This is a genomic window from Sphaerisporangium sp. NPDC004334 (assembly GCF_053602655.1).
This window is the reverse complement of the sequence record NZ_JBSGDZ010000019.1, coordinates 154023-173620: the sequence shown is the minus strand read 5'-3', so window position 1 is coordinate 173620 and position 19598 is coordinate 154023. Positions and strand designations below refer to the sequence as shown.

18 protein-coding genes, 1 tRNA gene, 1 pseudogene and 1 riboswitch are annotated in these 19598 nt (G+C 72.5%); of the genes and pseudogenes, 12 read left to right on the top strand and 8 right to left on the bottom strand.

Features of this window, described 5'->3' with window-relative positions:
- The first annotated feature begins 79 nt into the window (after positions 1–79).
- A tRNA-Leu gene (locus ACWEN6_RS25505) sits at positions 80–162 on the top strand.
- 473 nt (positions 163–635) lie between these two features.
- Here the strand turns inward: ACWEN6_RS25505 and ACWEN6_RS25500 are convergent.
- Together ACWEN6_RS25500 and ACWEN6_RS25495 are read right to left on the bottom strand one after the other, a co-directional pair.
- A complete protein-coding gene (locus ACWEN6_RS25500) occupies positions 636–1676 on the bottom strand; it encodes a hemolysin family protein (protein ID WP_452573418.1) in 1041 nt (346 codons plus the stop codon).
- Positions 1673–3040, bottom strand: a complete 1368-nt coding sequence (locus tag ACWEN6_RS25495; RefSeq protein ID WP_452573416.1) for a hemolysin family protein — start codon at positions 3038–3040, stop codon at positions 1673–1675. The genes ACWEN6_RS25500 and ACWEN6_RS25495 overlap by 4 nt, the downstream gene beginning before the upstream one ends.
- A 273-nt stretch (positions 3041–3313) precedes the next feature.
- On the opposite strand from ACWEN6_RS25495, the gene ACWEN6_RS25490 reads away from it, so the two are divergent.
- The 4 genes from ACWEN6_RS25490 (at position 3314) to ACWEN6_RS25475 (ending at position 7713) form a co-directional block, all read left to right on the top strand.
- Entirely contained in the window at positions 3314–4732 is a 1419-nt protein-coding gene (locus ACWEN6_RS25490) for an LCP family protein (RefSeq protein ID WP_452573414.1), read from the top strand.
- A 75-nt stretch (positions 4733–4807) separates the two neighbouring features.
- The gene (locus ACWEN6_RS25485; protein ID WP_452573412.1) at positions 4808–5689 is read left to right on the top strand and encodes an Fpg/Nei family DNA glycosylase; all 882 of its coding nucleotides are present in this window, start codon (positions 4808–4810) and stop codon (positions 5687–5689) included.
- A 197-nt stretch (positions 5690–5886) separates the two neighbouring features.
- Positions 5887–6219, top strand: a complete 333-nt coding sequence (locus ACWEN6_RS25480) for a rhodanese-like domain-containing protein (protein WP_452573410.1) — start codon at positions 5887–5889, stop codon at positions 6217–6219.
- A gap of 24 nt (positions 6220–6243) precedes the next feature.
- Positions 6244–6370, top strand: a riboswitch (TPP riboswitch).
- Positions 6361–7713: a purine-cytosine permease family protein gene (locus ACWEN6_RS25475; RefSeq protein ID WP_452573408.1), complete on the top strand. Its 1353-nt coding sequence runs from the start codon at positions 6361–6363 to the stop codon at positions 7711–7713. Its footprint overlaps the riboswitch before it by 10 nt.
- A 99-nt stretch (positions 7714–7812) precedes the next feature.
- Here the strand turns inward: ACWEN6_RS25475 and ACWEN6_RS25470 are convergent, their stop codons facing one another.
- The gene (locus ACWEN6_RS25470) at positions 7813–8376 is read right to left on the bottom strand and encodes a methylated-DNA--[protein]-cysteine S-methyltransferase (RefSeq protein ID WP_354844020.1); all 564 of its coding nucleotides are present in this window, start codon (positions 8374–8376) and stop codon (positions 7813–7815) included.
- Positions 8377–8537: 161 nt separating this feature from the next.
- Here ACWEN6_RS25470 and ACWEN6_RS25465 point away from each other — a divergent pair, with 161 nt between their 5' ends.
- Positions 8538–10424: a PAS domain S-box protein gene (locus tag ACWEN6_RS25465; protein WP_380827505.1), complete on the top strand. Its 1887-nt coding sequence runs from the start codon at positions 8538–8540 to the stop codon at positions 10422–10424.
- Positions 10425–10576: 152 nt separating this feature from the next.
- Positions 10577–11011 (top strand): ATP-binding protein, encoded by a 435-nt coding sequence (locus ACWEN6_RS25460; RefSeq protein WP_354844026.1) that lies wholly within the window; start codon positions 10577–10579, stop codon positions 11009–11011.
- Here ACWEN6_RS25460 and ACWEN6_RS25455 read toward each other — a convergent pair.
- The 4 genes from ACWEN6_RS25455 to ACWEN6_RS25440 all read right to left on the bottom strand — a co-directional run bounded on the left by ACWEN6_RS25455 (position 10994) and on the right by ACWEN6_RS25440 (position 13538).
- Positions 10994–12193, bottom strand: a complete 1200-nt coding sequence (locus ACWEN6_RS25455; protein WP_452573406.1) for an arginine deiminase — start codon at positions 12191–12193, stop codon at positions 10994–10996. The two genes, ACWEN6_RS25460 and ACWEN6_RS25455, sit on opposite strands and share 18 nt — an antisense overlap.
- A gap of 124 nt (positions 12194–12317) precedes the next feature.
- Positions 12318–12983: a YidC/Oxa1 family membrane protein insertase gene (locus ACWEN6_RS25450; protein WP_452573404.1), complete on the bottom strand. Its 666-nt coding sequence runs from the start codon at positions 12981–12983 to the stop codon at positions 12318–12320.
- A 113-nt stretch (positions 12984–13096) separates the two neighbouring features.
- Positions 13097–13369, bottom strand: a complete 273-nt coding sequence (locus ACWEN6_RS25445) for a DUF6412 domain-containing protein (RefSeq protein WP_452573402.1) — start codon at positions 13367–13369, stop codon at positions 13097–13099.
- A gap of 1 nt (position 13370) precedes the next feature.
- Positions 13371–13538: a hypothetical protein gene (locus tag ACWEN6_RS25440; RefSeq protein ID WP_354844038.1), complete on the bottom strand. Its 168-nt coding sequence runs from the start codon at positions 13536–13538 to the stop codon at positions 13371–13373.
- Between the two features lie 277 nt (positions 13539–13815).
- On the opposite strand from ACWEN6_RS25440, the gene ACWEN6_RS25435 reads away from it, so the two are divergent.
- Both ACWEN6_RS25435 and ACWEN6_RS25430 read left to right on the top strand, forming a co-directional pair.
- The gene (locus tag ACWEN6_RS25435; protein ID WP_452573400.1) at positions 13816–14547 is read left to right on the top strand and encodes a response regulator transcription factor; all 732 of its coding nucleotides are present in this window, start codon (positions 13816–13818) and stop codon (positions 14545–14547) included.
- A 46-nt stretch (positions 14548–14593) separates the two neighbouring features.
- Positions 14594–15721, top strand: coding sequence for a sensor histidine kinase (locus ACWEN6_RS25430; protein ID WP_452573398.1), 1128 nt, complete (start codon positions 14594–14596; stop codon positions 15719–15721).
- Between the two features lie 99 nt (positions 15722–15820).
- On the opposite strand, the gene ACWEN6_RS25425 is transcribed toward ACWEN6_RS25430, so the two are convergent.
- Positions 15821–16279: a hypothetical protein gene (locus tag ACWEN6_RS25425; RefSeq protein ID WP_452573396.1), complete on the bottom strand. Its 459-nt coding sequence runs from the start codon at positions 16277–16279 to the stop codon at positions 15821–15823.
- A gap of 269 nt (positions 16280–16548) precedes the next feature.
- On the opposite strand from ACWEN6_RS25425, the gene ACWEN6_RS25420 reads away from it, so the two are divergent.
- The 3 genes and pseudogenes from ACWEN6_RS25420 to mptB form a co-directional block, all read left to right on the top strand.
- Positions 16549–16899, top strand: coding sequence for an STAS domain-containing protein (locus tag ACWEN6_RS25420; RefSeq protein WP_452573394.1), 351 nt, complete (start codon positions 16549–16551; stop codon positions 16897–16899).
- Between the two features lie 495 nt (positions 16900–17394).
- The gene (locus tag ACWEN6_RS25415) at positions 17395–18138 is read left to right on the top strand and encodes a glycosyltransferase family 2 protein (RefSeq protein WP_452573392.1); all 744 of its coding nucleotides are present in this window, start codon (positions 17395–17397) and stop codon (positions 18136–18138) included.
- 176 nt (positions 18139–18314) lie between these two features.
- Positions 18315–19469 (top strand): annotated as a pseudogene (mptB, locus tag ACWEN6_RS25410) (polyprenol phosphomannose-dependent alpha 1,6 mannosyltransferase MptB); the annotation flags it as partial.
- Positions 19470–19598 lie beyond the last annotated feature (129 nt).

The following is a 19598-nucleotide window of genomic DNA, read 5'->3' as shown; positions in this document are numbered from 1 at the left end:
CCTCCATCGTCTAGGAGGATCGTATCCGGGTTCGGTGGCATGCACGGATCCGTGCTAGCCTTTGGACCGCACTCAACAAGGGCGAGTGGCGGAATGGCAGACGCGCACGGTTCAGGTCCGTGTGTCCGAAAGGATGTGAGGGTTCAAATCCCTCCTCGCCCACTCGGGCCCCGCATGGTCGAAGCCTAGGCTTCTTCCCCGGGGCCTTTGTGTTACCCCAGGGGGACACCCCCTGGAACCCCCGAGGCCCGCATGGTCGAAGCAGAGCTTCTTCCCTCGGGGCCTTTGTGTCAGCCCAGGGGGACACCCCCTGGAACCCCCGAGGCCCGCATGGTCGAAGCTGATGCTTCTTCCCAGGGGCCTTTTTTGCGCGCCTGGGTGGTTCGGTGGTGGTCATCGGTCCTCCGGGGTTGCGTCGTCCAAGGAGTCGACCCCTGGAACCCCCGAAGGTTCGAGGTCCCGCGGCTCCCGATGGGCGTTACCCCGCAGGAGGCGCAAGACACCCCTGTGATGAAAGGGCTTCGATCAAGGTAGTGCGCGGCGCCCGGCGAGAGAAGCCCCGCCGGGCGCCCGATGGCCCGTTCTTCACATCCGATGTGGTCGATCCGCTCACGGATGTCTAGCCGTCCTGGCTTTCAGCCCGCTTTCGGGGTGCTTGCACGAGCGTTCAGCAGTTCGCCGACCAGGTCGCCCAGGCTCACCATGCCGGCCACCCGCCCGTCCCGGCCCATGACGAGGCCCAGATGGGCGTGGGCGTCCTGCAGGCGCTCCACGGCCTCCGGGATGGTCGCCGACGCCGGAAGGCGCGGAGCGGGGCTCATGAGCTCCTCCGGCGGCGTGCCGGGGTTCAGGAGCGTGTCACGGACGTGCAGCACGCCGAGCACGTCCTCCGGGGCGCCGCCGTTGACCAGCAGCCGCAGGTGGCCGGACGCCGCCGCCGTCCGCCGCACGACCGCCTCCGGGGCGCCGGCGGGCACGGCCGTGGCCCGCGCGATGGGCACCGTCAGCCGCTCCACGGTCTGCGACTGAACGCGGAGCGCGCTGGTGAGCAGGTCGTGCTCGTCCCGGTCCAGCAGCCCCATGCGGGCCGACTCGCCGACGAGCATGGCCAGCTGAGGCGGCGTCCGGGTCGTGGCGAGCTCGTCGCGCGGCCGGACGCCGAAGGCGCGCAGCAGGCCGTTGGACAGCCCGTTGAGCGCCGCGAGCACCGGCCGGGCGATCCAGGTGAAGCCGCGGAACGGCAGGGCCAGACCCATGGCCGTCCGCTCAGGGCGGGTCAGCGCCCAAGACTTGGGCGCCATCTCCCCCACGACCATGTGCAGGAACGTGATGATCCCCAGGGCGATGACGTACGCCACGCCCACGCGCGCGGACTCGGGAAGCCCGACGAGCCCGAACACCGGCTCGAGCAGGTGCTCGATCGCGGGTTCGGTGACCATGGCCAGGCCCAGCGAGCACAGCGTGATGCCGAGCTGCGCGCCGGCCAGCATGAGCGAGAGCTCCCGCCCGTTGCGGAGGGCGGCGCGGCCGGCCGCCTTGGTGAGGCGGCCTCCGCCCGCGGCGGCCTCCTCCAGGCGGTGCCGGCTGCCGGACACCACGGCGAACTCGGCCGCGACGAACAGGCCGTTGCCGACGAGTAGCACGACGCCGAGCAGGAGGGCGGTGATGGAGTTCACCGGGCCTCACCGCTCATGACCGCCGCGTCGGCGGCCCGGGGCACGAGCCGCACCCGGTCGGGGATCCTGCGCTGGACGTCCAGCACGGTGACCACCGCCTCCCTGCCGGCCGGTTCGCCGGCCTCCAGGAGGTCCTGCTCGTCGGTCAGGGGGACGCTCACCTCGTCCCCGGGCTCGGCGAGGCGGCCGAGGCGCGACATGATCAGCCCGGCCACGGTCTCGTAGTCGTCGCTCTCGGGCAGGCGCAGCCCGGTCGCGCGCTCGACCTCGTCCAGGCGCAGGGTGCCGCGCACGTCCCAGGTGCCGTCCTCCAGCGCGACGGCCCCGGCCGGGTCGGGGTCGTTCTCGTCGACCAGCTCGCCGACGAGCTCCTCGGCCAGGTCCTCCATCGTGACGACGCCGGCGAGCCCGCCGTACTCGTCGATGACGCACGCCAGCTCGCGGCCGGAGGCGCGCATGCGCTCCCGCAGCGCGGGCAGCGGGAGCGTGGTGGGCACGAGCAGCGGCGTGACGCTGATGCGCTCGATGGGCACGTCGTCCGAGGGCGCCCGCAGCAGTTCGCGCAGGCCGGTCACGCCGACGACGTCGCCGCCGTCGGCGCCGAGGACGGGATAACGGGAGTGGCCGGAGGACTTGACGGCGTCCAGCAGGTCGGAGGCGGGCCGTCCCGCACGCAGCGAGACCACGCGGGGACGGGGCACCATGACGTCCTCGGCGGTGCGGTCGCCGAACTCCAGGGCGCGCTCCAGCAGGTCGGACAGGCGCCCGGACAGCTCACCGGCCGCCTCGGACTCGGCGATGATGCGCGACAGCTCCTCCGGGGTCGCGCCGCGCTCCACCTCCTCCACCGGCTCGACGCCGGCCAGGCGGAGCAGGCGGGAGGCGGAGGTGTCGAAGAAGCGGATGACCGGTCCCGCGACGGCCATGTAGGCCAGGGTGGGACGGGCCAGCCACTTGGCCGCCGGCTCGGGCCGGGAGATGCCGTAGTTCTTGGGCACCAGCTCGCCGAGCACCATCTGCACGACGGTGGCGATGACCAGCCCGAGCGTCACGGCGACGCCGGGGATCGCGGCCTGCGGCACTCCGGCGGCGGCCAGGCTGGGGCTGATCAGCGGAGTGAGCGCGGGCTCGGTGATGAAGCCGACGAGCAAGGTGGTCACGGTGATGCCGAGCTGGGCGCCCGACAACATGAACGAGAGCCTGCCGGTGACCTTGAGGGCCCGCTCGGCGGCGGCGTCGCCCGCGGCGGCCTGCTGCCGGAGCGCCGCCCGGTCGGAGGTGACGAACGCGAACTCCTGGGCGACGAAGAAACCGGTCGCCAGGGTGAGAACAAGGACGGCGGCCAGACCAAGAACGATGGTCACAGCTCAGCCGTCCGATATTTGACGAGGCCCGTGCCGTGGCACGGGCAGGTACTCCATGGGTCCGGAGCGGACACGACTGTCCTTTCGCTAGATGTCGTCGTACACGCTAACGGCCGGGGGACGGGCAATGTTTCCCGCGACCCAACATTGGTGACTTACTGTGACTCTGCGTACTTTTACCGGAGAAAACCTTGGTGAGAGAGCTACCGCCGCCTCCGCGACGGCGTAGCTTCGATGCAGAGATGGCTCTTGGCACAGGACGGGGACGGGAAAGTGGGCGATTGGCCGGGAAACGGCGGGTCGGGGGGATCCGACGAGACCCTGGAGGGGCCGACGCGGGCTCTCCGGCGCCCTGCCGGGGCGGGTGGCGAGGGCGCGTACGGCGCGCCGGCCGCGGGCCGGGCGGATGGCCGGGCAGAGGGTCAGGCGGCGGGCGGGTACTCCGCCGGTCAGCCCGCGCACCGCTTCCCGCAGGGCGCGCCGGCTCACGAGGGTGAGCGCGGACGCGGCGGCGCGCCGGCCGGCGGGCCGGACGACGACGCCACCGTCCTGCAGCAGTACGGCGCGGGAGGCGAGGCCCCGCCCACCGCGCCCTCGGGCGAGGGCCGGGGCAGGTCGTCGCGCGTGTACGGCAAGCCGCGCGCGGGGCAGGCGCCGGTGCGTCCGCTGCCCGGCACGCAGCCGCCCGGCGGGGGAAGCGGCTCGGGCGGCGACCAGCCGCCTGGTCCGCCTCGTCCTCCCCGGCGCATCGGCCGTCTGGTGCTCCGCGTCCTCGCGGTCGTGCTGGTGCTGCTGATCGTGCTCGCCGTCGGCGGGTTCTTCTGGATCAACTCCCGGCTCAACGTCGTGGACTCGCTCACCGACTACGCCGGGCGCCCGGCGGCCACCCCGGGCGAAGACTGGCTGCTGGTCGGCTCCGACAGCCGGGCCGGGCTGACGGCCGCCCAGCGCAAGAAGCTCGCCACCGGCCGGGCGGTCGGCAAGCGCACCGACACGATGATGCTCCTGCACGTGCCGGCCGGCAGTGGCCGGCCGACCCTGGTCAGCCTGCCCCGCGACTCGTTCGTGCCGATCGACGGGCACGGCAGCGACAAGCTGAACGCCGCCTACGCCTTCGGCGGCCCCAAGCTGCTGGCCAAGACCGTGGAGAAGGTCACCGGCATCCGCCTCGACCACTACATGGAGATCGGGTTCGGCGGCTTCGTCGGCATCGTCGACGCGATCGGCGGGGTGAACATCTGCGTCAAGCAGAACATCAAGGACCCCAAGGCCGGCATCGACCTGAAGAAGGGCTGCCAGGACATGGAGGGCGGCACCGCGCTGGGCTTCGTCCGTACCCGGGCGACGGGCGCGATCCCCGACTTCGACCGCACCCAGCGCCAGCGGCAGTTCTTCTCGGCCGTGGTCAAGAAGGCCGCGAGCCCCGGCGTGCTGGTCAACCCCTTCCGCTCGGTGCCGCTGGCGATGGCCGCCACCGACTCGGTCGCCGTCGACGGCGGCACGGGCACCTTCGACCTGTTGTCGCTCGGGATGGCCATGAGCGGCGACCCGGTCGCCACCGCCGTCCCCATCGGCTCGCTGCCCACCATCAACGGCGCCGCGGTCGTCAAATGGGACACCCAGCGCGCGCTGCGGCTGTTCGGCTCCCTGGCCGAGGACAAGCCGGTGCCCAAGGACGTGCTCACCAAGTAGGCCCGCGGTGAGCGGCCACGCGCACCCGTCGGCCGCTCACCGGGCGGACCCTCGGTCAGCGGTTAGTGTGATGGCATGCCCGAGCTTCCCGAGGTGGAGTCGCTCGCCGAGTTCCTGCGCGAGCGGGCCGTCGGCCGCGTGGTCGCCGGTGTGGACGTGGTGGCCTTCCAGGCCCTGAAGACCGTGCGGCCGCCGGTCACCTCGCTCGGCGGCCTGGCGGTGACCGCCGTGGCGCGCCACGGCAAGTTCCTGGACCTCGACTGCGACGGGCTGCACTTCGTCACCCACCTGGCCCGCGGCGGCTGGCTGCGCTGGCGGGAGGACCTGTCGGGAGCCAGGCCGGTGCGTCCAGGCAAGGGGCCGCTGGCCGTGCGGCTGCGGTTCGCCCCCGACGACGACGACGGCCGGGCGCCGGGCTTCGAGTTGACCGAGGCCGGCACCCAGAAGCGGCTGGCCGTCTACGTCGTCACCGACCCGGCCGAGGTGCCCGGCATCGCGAGCCTCGGCCCCGACCCGCTGGCGCCTGACTTCACCCCCGACGTGCTCAAGGGCATCGTGAGCGGCAGCCGCACGCAGATCAAGGGGCTGCTGCGCGACCAGAAGATCATCGCGGGCATCGGCAACGCCTACTCCGACGAGGTGCTGCACGCGGCCAAGATGTCCCCGTTCAAGATCGCCGACTCGCTGAGCGACACGGCGGTCGCCGACCTGCACGAGGCGATCGTCACCACCCTGCGCGAGGCCGTCGAGCGGTCGCGCGGTCTGGCCGCCAAGGACCTCAAGACCGAGAAGAAGTCCGGCCTGCGGGTCCACGGGCGCACCGGAGAGCCGTGCGAGGTGTGCGGGGACACGATCAGGGAGGTCTCCTTCGCCGACTCCTCCCTGCAGTACTGCCCGACCTGCCAGACCGGCGGCAAGCCGCTGGCCGACCGCAGGATGTCCCGGCTGCTCAAGTGAGGCGGCCCCTCGGCTCCTCCGGTGGGCCCGCTCGCCCGGGGCCGTTACCGCCGCGCGAGTGGTGGTGCCAGGTGGCCGGCCGCGCCGGGGCTCTGAGGTGTTTTGCGGTGCTTCGCCGGTGCGCGAAGGGAAAACTTCCCGGCGTCACGGCGCGACAACCCTCCGTTAGCGGGCGGAAGGCTCGCGAAGCGGGGACAATGGTCGGCATGACCGTCCCAGAGATCCAGGCCGGGGCCGTGCCCGACGACGCCTACCTGCTCGACGTGCGCGAGCCCGACGAGTGGCAGGCGGGCCACGCCCCGACGGCCGTCCACATACCGCTCGGCACGCTGCAGCAGCGGGTCGAGGAGATCCCCGCCGGAGTCCCGGTGTACGTCGTGTGCCGTGTCGGCGGCCGGTCCGCCCAGGCCACCGCCTGGCTCAACCACGTGGGCCGCGAGGCCGTCAACGTCGGCGGCGGCATGCACTCGTGGGCGGCCGCCGGGCGTCCCATGGTCGCCGAGAACGGGGGGCAGCCCTACGTCGCCTGACGGCCGGATGTAATAATCGCGCAAAATACATAGCGCGGGAGCTCGGGCGTCACCGGGCTGAGAGGGCGGTTCCCAGCGAGGGCTGGGCGCGCCGCCGACCGCCGGAACCTGTCCGGGTAATGCCGGCGTAGGGAGCGTGCGATGACGTCCGCCGTCGATGAAGTCCCCCTGACCCTCGACGAGGCCCCTCCGAAGACCCTCGGATTCCTCGACCAGGGCGCCTTCTGGGCCAACCTCGGGGTGAGCCTGCTCGGCTTCTCCGGCGCCCTGTACCTTCTCGACCCGCTGGGCGGCGCGCCGCTGAGCATGGTCGCGGCCGTGCTGGCCGCCGTGGTGGGCAGCCTGGTCGGCACCGTCATGGTGGGCCTGGCGGCCATCCCCGGCGCCCGCACGGGCGCGCCCGCGATGGTGCTGCTGCGCGGGCTGTTCGGGGCCCGGCTGTCGTACCTGCCCACCGTGCTGAACATCGTCCAGATGCTCGGCTGGGGGGCCTTCGAGCTGTGGGTGATCGCCAAGGGAGCACAGGCCGTCTTCGGCGACTCCGTGCCGTACGCGGTCTGGGTGCTGGCCGCCGGCGCGCTGACGATCGCCCTGACCATCCGCCCGCTGGGTGCCATCCGCCTTCTGCGCCGCTTCGTGACGGCCGCCGTGGTCGTCGCGATGGTGTGGCTCGCGGTGGCACTGATGCGCGAGGCGCCGAGCCTGGGCGGCGGGAGCTGGAACGCGTTCGCCCCCGCCGTGGACTACGTGATCGCGCTCTCGGTCTCCTGGGTCCCGGTCGCGGCGGACTACGCGCGGCACTCGCGGTCCGGCCGGGCGGCGTTCACCGGAGTGGTCACCGGCTACACGATCGCCCAGGTGGCGTGCCTGGTGCTCGGCATCGTCGCCCTCGCTTCGGTCGGCAACGACCCTGACCGGGTCTGGAACGCGTTCGTCGCGGTGCCGCTCGGCGCGCTGTTCTTCGGCGTCCTGGTGCTGCGGGAGGCCGACCAGTCGTTCGCCAACGTCTACTCCACGGCCATGTCCCTGCAGAATCTGCTGCCCCGGGTCGACCGGCGGGTCTTCTCGATCGGGGTCGGCGTGCTGACGACCGGCATCGCGCTGTTCGCCAACGTGAACTCCTACGGGGCCTTCCTCGGGGTGATCGGCGCGGTGTTCGTCCCGATGTTCGCCGTGCTCGTGGTCGACTACTTCCTGCTGGGCGGGGCCGCGCGATGGGACACCTCGCAGGACGCGCCCTCGCGCTGGGCGATGCTCGTTCCATGGCTGCTCGGCTTCGTGGCGTACTGGGTGTTCACCGGAGCGGCCACGCTGAAGTGGTGGGACGAGCGCTGGGCGGCGCTCCGCGAGCTGATCGGGTTCGAGCGGCAGCCGTGGATGAGCGCGGCGCTGGCCGCGTTCGTCGTCTCGGCGCTGGTGACGCTGCTGGTGGGCCTGTTGAGGCGGCGCGCCCGCGACGGCGCCGCCCTCACCGACGCGCCGGTGGCCCGGTAGCGCCCGTGGCCGGTGGCACCCGTGGCCCGGTCGCACTCGGTCGCCCGGCCGTAGTCGATGGCCCGGTCGTAGCCGGTCGCCGGCCTCGATCGAGTGCGCCTAGTCCGCCGCGGCCTCCAGGCGGAGCAGGACCTCCTTGGCGGCGGGGCCGCCGGCGTAACCTCCCGGCCGTCCCGGCGCCTCCAGCGCCCGGTGGCAGGGGACGATGACGCACACCGGGTTGGCCGTCAGGGCGTTGCCGATCGCGCGCAGCGCCTGCGGACGCCCGATGCGCTCGGCGATCTCGGGGTAGGTCGTCACGCGGCCGTAGGGCACGGCCATCGTCATCTGCAGCACCGTGCGGGCGAAGGGCGTGGCCAGCCGCAGGTCGACCGGAACGGTGAACGCGCGCAGCCTGCCGGAGAAGTAGGCGTCCAGCTCGCGCCGGACCGGGTCCAGGCGCCGCGGGTCGGGGCCGATGAACGTCCCGATCTCGCGGGAGACGCGCGCGAAGATGACGTGCTCGTTCTCGTAGCTGCACGCGACCACGCCGCGCGCGGTGACGGCGAGCGCGAGCGGCCCGACCGGCGTGTCGGTGGTGCCGAAGGCCACCTCGGGCGGGGTCTCGCCCACATAGCCGGGAGCGGTCACCCGCACCAGGGCCTCGAGATCCCCTGTCGTCATGGCCGTACCCCTCTCGCCTACCGGCAGCGTATCGGAGGGAGCCCTGCTCCCGGCCGCGCCGGAGGGAGTGGCGCCCATGTCATCGGCCGCTGCGCCGAATGCGATGATTCGCACATCGAAAGTGCCAAGGCGCGGGGGCAAAAACGGGCACGATGGGGGTCATGAGTGACGACAGGGGAGAGAACCTCGATGACGGCTTTGCCCGCGCTGTCATCGCGAGCTCGCCCAATGCCGTCGTAACCCTCGATCGTGATCTTACCGTACTGATCTGGAACCCCGCGGCGGAGCGCCTGTTCGGCTGGTCCGCGGCCGAGATGACCGGGCGCCGGGCGCCGCTCGTGCCCGACGAGCTGGTGGCCGAGCACAACGCGGTACTGGAACGGGTGCGCACCGGCGGCCCGGTCTCCCTGCGCACCAAGCGCCTGCGCTGCGACGGCTCGCTGCTGGACGTGGGCGTGGACATCAGTGCTCTGCGGTCGGAGGCCGGCGCGCTGCTCGGGTACGTGAGCGTCTACCACCCGGCGGAGAACGACGCGGTCGCCCGCGAGCGGGCCGCCCGCCGCGCGCGGCTCGTGCGGCGGCTCACCGACGTGGTGGGCGACATCAACGCCGAGCTGGAGCTGGAGCCGGTGCTGGACCGCATCGCCGCGAGCCTCACCGAGCTGACCGGGGCCGACGCGGGCGGCTTCGTGCTGATCGAGGACGAGCGGCTGCGGCTGGTGAGCACCCACGGCCTGCCGGAGCGGGTGAAGGGCGCGACCGCCGACCTGCACAGCAGCCTGGTCGGCAAGCTGCTGCGCACCGGCAAGACCGTGCTGCTGGAGACCGGCGACCAGGCGGTGCTGGACGAGCTGATCTGGTCGGAGCTGCCGGGCCTGCACACCATCGCGCTGGGCGTCGCCGCGGTCGGCGGCCGGCCCTACGGGGCCCTGTACGCGCTGTTCGCCGAGCACAAGGCCGGCCACATCGAGCTGGAGCTGCTGGAGCTGCTCGCCGGGCACGCCGGCATCGCGCTCGCCAACGCCATGGCCTACCAGGACGCGGTGCGGCAGCGGGCGCACGAGCGCGCCGTCGTCGACGCCAGCGCGGACGGCATCGCCGTGCTCGACGGGGGCGGGCGGGTCACCCAGTGGAACCCCGCCGCGGAGGAGCTGACCGGCCTGGCGGCGGCGGAGGTGATCGGCGTCCACCCGCCGTTCCCGCTGCCCGGGCCCGGCGAGAAGCTCACCACGCAGCTCCCCTCCGGCCGCTGGCTGGACGTGGTCAGCGCCGGGATCGGCGAGACCGCCGAGGTCGTCGTGGACTTCCGCGACGTGACGCTGGCCAAGGAGCTCGAGGAGGCCAAGGACCTGTTCCTGGCCACCACCAGCCACGAGCTGCGCACCCCGATCACGGTCGTCCAGGGCTTCGCCAGCACCCTGGACGCGCGGTGGGACAAGCTGTCGGACGTCGAGCGGCGCTCGGCCGTGCGCACCATCGCCGAGCGGGCGCGCGACCTCGGCCGGCTCATGGACCATCTGCTCCTCGGCGCGCGGGCGGGCGGCGAGAAGTTCAAGATCCGGCTGGAGAGCTTCGACCTGGGCGAGCGCGTGCGCGCGGCGACGCTTGGCATGCCGGTGCTGTCCGACCGGCACCACGTGGAGGTGGACATCCCGGGCGACCTGCCGCTGGTCGACGGGGACGCCCTGGCCACCGACATCCTGCTCGGCCAGTTGCTGGAGAACGCCTTCAAGTACTCGCCGGACGGCGGCCTGATCAGGGTGCTGGCCTGGCCGGAGGACGGCCGCGTCGTCCTGGCCGTCGACGACGAGGGCGTCGGCATCGCGCCGGAGGACCGCGAGCGGGTCTTCGAGCGGTTCGTTCAGGCCGACAGCGGCGACCGCCGGCGTTTCGGCGGCGTGGGGCTCGGGCTTTACATCGCGCGCACCCTCGCCCGTGCGCAGGGCGGCGAGGTGACCGCGCACGCGCGTCCCGGCGGCGGCACCCGAATGCGATTCGTTTTGAGCATCGCCGACGCCTATATCGGATCCGACACACCGAAGCGGTAACGAGCTGGTCACAGATGACCGCGCCTATTGTCGAATCTGCACAAGCAATGATCGCCGCGCGGTTTCCAGAACCATCGAACGGGGCATTTCGGTCGTACTGGGATGTGTTTTCCTCAGGGGGAAATGCAGGAGAACGGGGAAGTGAGGGCGTCGTGCTGTTGCCGTATGCGCCGACCAGCGTCGCCGTCGCACGCCAGCGTCTCAGCGCCGATCTCGAGGCATGCGGGGTGTTCGCCACCGCCATAGAGGACGCCGTCCTGGTGGTGAGCGAGTTGCTGAGCAATGCGTTGCGTCACGCCCACCCCCTCCCATCAGGCCAGATCATGGCCACCTGGGAGTGGGCGGAGGACCACCTCGAGGTCACGGTGAGTGACGGGGGAGCGGCCACGGAGCCCCGCGCGGGCCGGCCGGCCCTGTCCTCGCTGGGCGGCCGGGGGCTCGGCATCGTCGAGTTCCTCGCCGAGCGCTGGGGGGTGCGTCACGACGAAGACGTGACCACGGTGTGGGCGGTCATCCATGCCCCGGTCGCTGTCCTTAATTCGCAAGTTCGGACGCCCGAAATAGGGGCCCTACGCGAGTGCGGCTAGACGCTCCCTGCTAACAGGGCATGACATGCAGCGTGGACCTCCCCGGCCGCTGCCGAGTTCGCTGCCCGCAATTCGGATGACCTTCACACCCGCGGCCTCCAGGCGGGCGTTGGTCTCGACGTTGCGCTCGTAGGCCACCGCCACCCGCGGCGCCAGCGCCAGAGTGTTGTTGCCGTCGTCCCACTGCTCGCGCTCCGCGGTCACCGGGTCCAGCCCGGTGTCGATCACCTTCACCCGTTCGACCCCCATGGCCTGCGCGGCCGCCTCCAGGAACGGCCGGGGCTCGAAGACGCGCAGCTCACCGCCCTCCGCCGAGGTCACGGTGTAGGCCTGCAGCGAGTAGGCGACCGGCGGGTACATGACCACGGTGTCCAGGTCCACCATCGTGCAGATGGTGTCCAGGTGCATGGTGGCCCGCTGCTGGGCGATCGGCACCGCGAGGACGGTGTGCGCCAGCCCCGCGGCGAAGACCCGCCGGCACAGCCGCTCCACCCCGGCCGGAGTGGTGCGCTCGCCGGTGCCCACGGCGAGGACCCCGGGCGCCATCAGCAGCACGTCCCCGCCCTCCACGTGTTCCAGCCACGGCTCGTACAGGTGGCCGGTGCCGGAGAACCTCGGGTGGTAGGTGTAGATCAACCGGGTGAGCAGGCTCTCGCGGGTGCGGGCGGGCATGGCCAGGCTCGTCACGGCCACCCGGTCGCCGATCCACACGCTGGAGTCCCTGGTGAACAGCAGGTTCGGCAGCGGGTCGATAACGAAGTCGTGGCGGTCCATCAGCTCGTACACAAGACCCCGGCCGGTCTTCAGCTCCTCGCGGGCCAGGCCCGCGATCAGAGTCTGGGTCAGGTCCTCGGGGTGCAGCTCCGAAAGGTGGCGGCGCGCCAGCTCGGCGAGCCGGTCGCCGAGCTGGCGCTCCTGGAGGACGGCGCTGATGATCTCCTCACGCCCGGCGTCGTACTCCAGCGTGTCCTGGAGCAGCTCGGTGAGGTAGAGCACCTCGACGCCGTGGTCGCGCAGCGCCTGGGCGAAGGCGTCGTGCTCCTCCTGGGCCCTGCCGACCCATGGGATGCCGTCGAAGAGCAGCTTGTCGCTGTTGCGGGGGGTCAGCCGCTTGAGCTCGGCGCCGGGACGGTGCAGGAGCACCGTCTCCAGCCGTCCGACCTCGCTGTCGGCACCGTTCATCGTTCGGACCTCCCGGTCGGCGTGCGGTCATCGTTCCCGGCATTCCACGTTAATGGCGTACAAACCTCCATGAGGGCGCGAGGTCGCCGTATCGGGCCGGCAGGGGGTGCGCGGGACCGCCGGGTCAGACCGGACGGGGGTAGAGGACCGCGCGCTCAGCGGCCGTCCACGCGGTGCTGACCAGCAGGTACAGCCCGGCCGCGAGCGGCAGGACGGCGGCGGCGGCGATCGTGCCGAACGGCAGCAGGCGCAACGCGCGCGGCACGGTGTCGTCCATCCGCCTCCAGGTCAGCCAGGCGACCACCGCCAGCAGCGCGAACAGCCCGGCGAAGACCAGGACGGGCGCGCTGAACAGGCCGCCGGACGCCAGCGCGGCGGCGAAGTGCTCACCCAGCGGCACGCCGAGGGCACTCTGGGCGAGCAGCAGGTTGGCATGGCCGGCGATCGTCGCCGAGACGAAGACGCGGTAGACGACCATGAAGAACGGCGCCTGCGCCAGGCCGGGCAGAAGCCCGGCGAACATCGAGGTCCCCTCGGCGGCGTACAGCTTGGAGGTCTCGCGGACCAGCCGCTCGGGATCGCGGGCGAAGCGCTCGCGCAGCTTGGCCACCTGCGGCGCCAGGCGCAGGCGCGCCTTGTGGGCGGTCGCCTGCCGGACGCTGAGCGGCAGGAGCAGCAGGCGCACCGCGATGGTGCACAGGACGATCGCCGCGACCGGCCCGGTGAACGAGCCGACGGCGCCGATGAGCCGGTAGGCGAAGTCGATGACGGTGTCGAGCAGTGAAAGCATGAAAGAGCCCCATTCGTCGGTGTGCGGACATGACGAGGCGCCCGTCAGGCGTCCGGTGCCGCCGGTGGCGGGCGGGACGCCGCTCGCGCGGCCACGCTGTGGTGGCCGGCGCGCTAGAAGACGGGCGCGGGGCTGGACGAAGGGGCTCTGGGCCGGGGACGGCCGGGCGCCGCGGGGTGAGCGAGCCGGACGAAGACCGCGTGCGCCGCGCGTGGGCGCCTGCCGGCGGCCACCGCCACGGCGGGCTGCGCGGCCGGCCGGGCCAGCGCCCAGGCGAAAAGGATCAGCGTGACGCCCACCAGGCCGGCCGTCGCCAGCGTCCCCGGGCCGGTCTGGCCGGCCAGGAGCTGCGCGAGGAGCGCGAAGGTGGCGTGGAGGGCGGTCATGTCACTTCGTCAGCTTGCCCACCACCGTGACCGCCGCCACGGCGACGACACCGATCACGGCGATGATCAGGAAGATCTTCAGGATGCCGGTGATGAGGGGGATGAGGAGCCCGAACACTACGTAGAGCGCGAGGAGGACTCCGAGGATGGTGAGCACAATGCGGGCCATATGCAGAAGGTACGTCGCACCGGCCCCGGCCGCGAGGCGACACCGATCTTTCCCCGGATCGTGACCTTCCGGACGGCAACGCACCGCACGGCTCTTACGAAGTGATGACGGGTGTGGTGGCGCTCTCCCGGACGGGCTCACTGTGCGGTGTCATTGTCCGTGGGGACGGTCCATTTCGCGTGTCGTCTGTTATGTCGGTTTCACCGGATAGTCGATTCTGTTATTCCAGGTGCTTTGTGGCGATAAAATGTGACAAATTGGGCGAGCTGGGGGGCCGATGATGAGTACCGCTTCCCCGCCGCGCATCCTCGTCGTGGACGACGACCCGACCGTGGCCGAGGTCGTCGTCAGATACCTGGAACGTGACGGGCACACCGTCGAGAGCGTCGGCGACGGGGCCGAGGCGCTGCGCAGGGCGCTCGCCGACCCGCCCGACCTGCTCGTCCTGGACCTCATGCTCCCCGGCATGGACGGCCTGCAGGTCTGCAAGAAGCTGCGCGAACGCTGGCCGGTCCCGGTGATCATGCTGACCGCCCTCGGCGAGGAGATCGACCGCGTCGTGGGCCTGGAGACCGGCGCCGACGACTACGTCACCAAGCCCTTCAGCCCGCGCGAGCTGGCACTGCGCGTCCAGTCGGTGCTGCGGCGGGCCCGAGGGGCCCTGGTCACCTCCGGGACTGGCGTGCTGCGCGACGGTGACCTGCTGGTCGACGTGGGCGCCCACGAGGTGCGTCTCGGAGAACGCGAGATCACCCTCACGGCCCGCGAGTTCGACCTGCTCGCCCACCTCATGCGCAACCCGCGCCAGGCGTTCAGCCGCGCCGCCCTGCTCGACCAGGTGTGGGGCTGGTCGTTCGGCGACACCTCGACGGTCACCGTCCACGTCCGCCGCCTGCGCGAGAAGATCGAGCTCGACCCGGCCGCGCCCCGCCGCATCGTGACCGTGTGGGGGGTCGGATACCGGTACGAGCCCGTGGACGACGCGCCCACCACGGAGGAGGACTCATGATGGGGGCGCGCCCGCCGTCGACGTGCCGGTGGGGAAGCGGGCTCCGATGATCCTGCAGATCGTCGCCGTCACCGGCGGCCTCGGACTGGTGATCGCCGGGCTGGGCCTCGCGGTGCTCCGGCTGCTGCGCGGCCGGTCGATCGGCGTCATGCTGGCCGTCGTCGCGGTCGTGACCGTCGCCGCCACGCTCGCGGGGGTGGTCGCCATCACCATCGAGATGATCATCGACGGCCACCCCAAGAACGTCGTGCTCACCGTCGTCGCCGTCGCCGGGCTCGTCGGCCTCGGCGTCGCGCTGGCGGTGGCCCGGCAGGTCGTCGCCGCCAGCAGGAGCCTGGTCGCGGCCGTGGAGGACGTCAGCCCCTCCAGCGACTTCGTCCCGCCCGCCGGTCCGCTCCCGGCCGAGCTCACCACCATCGCGGAGGCGCTGGCGCAGGCGTACGAGCGGCTGCGCGAGGGACGCGAACGGGAGAGGGCCCTGGAAGGGGCGCGGCGCGAGCTGGTGGCCTGGGTCAGCCACGACCTGCGCACGCCGCTCGCCGGCATGCGCGCCATGGTCGAGGCGCTGGAGGACGGCGTCGTGGAGGACGCCGAGACCGTGCGCCGCTACCACAACCAGATCAGGCACGAGGTCGACCGGTTGTCGCACATGGTGGACGACCTGTTCGAGCTGTCGCGGATCCACGCCGGCACGCTGCGGCTCTCGCCGCACCGCGTCGGTCTCGGCGACCTGGTGGCCGACGCGCTCGCGGGTGTGGAGGCCCTGGCCAAGGCCAAGGGCGTGCGGCTGACCGGAGAGGCCGAGCCGGTGCTGCCGATCTACGCCGACGCCGCCGAGCTCGGGCGCGCCCTGCGCAACCTGGTCGTCAACGCCATCAGGCACACCCCTGAGGACGGCGCCGTGGTGGTGCGGGCGGAGGCCGACGAGCGCACCGTGCGGCTGTCGGTGGCCGACTGCTGCGGCGGGATCCCCGAGGACGACCTGCCGCGCGTCTTCGACGTGGCCTTCCGCGGCGAGACCGCGCGAACCCCGGGCAAGGACGGAGGCGCCGGCCTCGGGCTCGCCATCGCCCGCGGCATCGTGGAGGCCCACGAAGGCGCCATCGCGGTCGTCAACGACGGCCCGGGCTGCCGCTTCGAGATCAGCCTGCCCATCTCGGAGTCGACCGCCTGACAGGGCGGGCGTACCGGGCCGTTCACAGGTGCGCGGCCATCGGACGGGCGCACCGGCCGTTCACAGGTGCGCGGCCATCGGACGGGCGCGCCGGGCCCTTCACAGGTGCGCGGCCACCGGGCGGCCGGACGCGACCGCCTCCAGCGGGCCGGCGGCGTCCACCTCGGAGAAGCCGCCGAGGGGAACGCCGGCAGGGAGGGCCTCATCCCGCGGCATGGCGGGCGGCAGGGACTCCAGCGCCTCGGACATGGCGCGGAACGTCGGGCACGGCCAGCGCCACATGCAGCTGCGGCAGCGCAGGATCGGATGCGCGGCGTCGCTGGTGATGCCGCCGGCGTCACGCGGCTGGTGCAGGTCGAGCAGGCGCAGGCCCAGCTCGGCGAAGCACAGCAGTTCCTCGCGCGCGGCCATGAGCAGGTCGAGGTCGTCGACCGTGAGCCGCGTCTTGATCGGGACGTAACCTTCCCGGTTGAGCAATGACTGCAGCGGGAGGGCGGCGGCTCCCCAGGCGCGCGCCTTCTCGGTGCGGGCGAGAATGCTCTCCAGCCGCTCGCGCATGCATTGTCGTCCAGGATCTTCGGGTATGTCACTGTTCATCGGCGATGTCGGGCTCGTCACGCTCCACGCCCGTCCCTCCCTCTCGAAGTGACGACCGGACGCGGAGGTTCCGGGCCTCCCCCCCTTCCGGCCGAGCCGGTGTCGCATAGCGTCAAGCTTCGCGCACGGAGCGTTTCCATGAGGCCGAAACGGGGAACAAAGGGCGGACGACTCTTCGGTTATAGCGGTAGAGCGTGACCCGGGGGCGGTACGGCGCTAGTGTGCCCGCTGTGGAGCTCAAGGTCTCGACTCGATCACATGCCGGACACGCCATCTTGACGGTCGCCGGCGAAATCGACCTATATACGGCGCCTCGTCTCCAGGCGGAGTTCGCCCGCCTGCTGGAGACCGGGCCCGACAGGGTCGTCATAGACATGTCCGGCGTGGAGTTCTGCGACTCCACCGGCATGAACGTCCTGCTGTCCGCGCTCAAGAGGATGCGAGAACGCGGCGGCGTGCTGGAGGTGGCCTCGCCGCGTCCCGCCGTCCGCAAGATCCTCCAGGTGACGGGGCTGGATTCGGTGTTCACCGTGCACGACACCATCCCGGCCGAGTTGCTCGCCGCCGAACACCCCGGCTGACCGCGCCGCCACCTCCCGCCGCCCTGGCCCCCGGCCCGGCCGGCGGGACGTGACCGCGCGCAGCGCCGCCGTGCCCTCAGCGCAGGGCCCCGGCCGAGCCTCCCACCGTGGCCTCGGCACGGGGACCCTGGCGAGCCTCGACCCAGGTCTCGACCCGGTCTCAACGAGGTCTCGGCGAAAGCCCCGGCAGAGTCCCGGTGGAAGCCCCGGCAGAGTCCCCGGCGGGAGTCCCGGCAGGGTGCTTGCGGAGTCCCGGCAAGGTTCTCGGGGGAAGTCCCTGCAGGGTGCTTGCGGGAGTTCTATTGGGGTGCTTGCGGGAGTTCCGGCAGGGCTCTCGGCGGGGGTCCTCATCAGGGTCTCGCCGGGAGTTGCATGCGGGTCCCGCAGGAGGTCCCGCATGGGCTCGGCACAAGGGGCGTGACGGGGCCTCGCGCCGGCGCTGATCGGTGCTAGCGTCGGTCGACCGTCACATGGCAGCCGACCGGACGAGGAGCGATGAGCGACCCATCCGCACAGCCCGACACCGCGGTGATCATCCCGGCCAAGGACGAGGCCGACCGCATCGGCGCCACCGTGACCGCGGCGCTGGCCATCCCGGGCGTCGACCTCGTCGTGGTGGTCGACGACGGCTCGGCCGACACCACGGGCCGGGTGGCCAAGGCGGCGGGGGCGCGCGTCGTGCGCCACAGCCGCAACCGCGGCAAGGCCGCGGCGATGGAGAGCGGCGCCGAGGCGGTGCGTCTCCTCGACGAGCAGGGGGCTCGTCACCTGCTGTTCCTGGACGCCGACCTCGCCGAGACCGCCGGCCGCGCCGCGCCGCTGGTCGAACCGGTGCGGGCCGGCTCCGCCGACATGACCATCGCCAGGTTCGCCACCCGGGTCAAGCTGGGCGGGCACGGCTTCGTCGTGCGCCTTGCCCGCGAGGGCATCAGGCGTGCCTCGGGCTGGGAGGCCGGCCAGCCGCTCAACGGGCAGCGGTGCCTCACCCGGGCGGCCTTCGAGGCGGCCCGCCCGCTCGCGCACGGGTTCGGGGTCGAGACCGGCATGACGATCGACCTGGTGCGAAAGGGTTTTCGCGTCATGGAGGTCGAGGTCGAGATGTCCCACCGGGCGACCGGCACCGACTGGCACGCCCAGATCCACCGGGCTCGCCAGTTCCGGGACGTAGCGCTGGCCATCGCCGCCCGCGAGCGAGTCGTCGCCGACATCACAAGCGCCGTACGCGGCCCCCGCCGCTGATCTCCACCACACCCGCATGACCAACACCGCCCGCGACCGGCGTGATCAGTGTCCCGGCGTGGCCGGTGCCGGTGCCGGTTCCGTGGCCACTGTCTCGGCGTGAGTGGTGTCGCCGCGTTACCGATGTCCCGGCGTGTCCGGGGGTTCGGTGAGGGGTGGCTCGGGTGGGGCCGCGGATGTGCTGGAATCGTGCGGTGACTCGGGTCGGGCCGGTGGGCCGTGAACGGTGGGCGGGTGTCAGTGCCACGCGCGCGGCGCCCACCGTACTGGCGGCCGTCGCTGTCGCGGGGGTCGCGCTCAGCGTCCTGGCCACCGTCGTCATCGGCGCGCTCGGGCCTTCGGCCGCCGTGCCGCCGCTTCCCGGGCCGGGGTGGCAGCCGCCGTACTCCTTGTCGCTGAAGCCGGGCGACCACCTGGTCATCGCCATGGAGGCGCTGGCCGTGCTGCTGGGCGCCGCCGGTCTGGCGGCCGGGCTGCTCGCCCTGCGGCGCGGGTGGGCACCCGATCCGCGTCTGCTGTTGCTCGGCGGCTGCCTGGCCGCCGTGGTGCTGGCCTTCCTGCCGCCTTCCGGCTCGGCCGACCACCTCAACTACGCGGCCTACGGCCGGATGGCCGTCCTCGGGCACGACCCGTACGCCATGGGCGCGGACACCATGCCCGGCGACCCGCTGGCCGCCGCGGTCGAGCGTCCGTGGCAGGAGGAGCCGAGCGTCTACGGGCCGGTGGCCACGGCCGTGCAGGCGCTGGCCGCGCTGGCCGGCGGCGGCTCGGTGCGGCTGACGGTGTTCGCGCTCGCCGCCGTCAACGCCGCCGCCTTCGTCGTGACGGCGTGGCTGCTGCACCGCACGGTGCGCGGAGACCGGGCCCGGCAGGCGCGCGCCGCGCTGCTCTGGGCCGCCAACCCGCTCGTCATCTACCAACTGGTCGCCGGAATGCACGTCGACACCCTCGCCATCGCCCTGGTCGTGGCGGCTCTGGCCGCCGGCGCGAGCGGGCGCCGCTGGGCGTCGGGGCCGCTGCTCGGTCTGGGCATCGCGGTCAAGGCCAACGCCGGCCTGGTCGCGCTCGGGCCGGCATGGGCGCTGCGGTCGCGTCCGAGGTCGCTCGCGGTCGTGGCCGGCACGGCGACGGCGACCGTCCTGGTGGCGTACGCCCTGGCCGGGCCGCACGCCCTCGACCCCGTCCTGCACGCCACCAAGTCGATCTCGCTGGCCTCTCCGTGGCACGTGGTCCTGGGCGGACTTCAGGCGACCTTCGGGTCGGGGGGGTACCGGGTCTGGATCCAGGTGGGGTCCGTGGCGCTCCTGGTCTTCCTCGCCCTCACGCTGTCACGGGCCCTGCGGGAGCCGTACGGCCTGACCACGGGCCTGCTCCCGCGTACGCCAGGCGCCCGGGACCGGCCCCAGCAGACGGCAAGCCGCGAGGACGACGGCGGGCCGCTCCAGCGGGCGGTGGAGGCC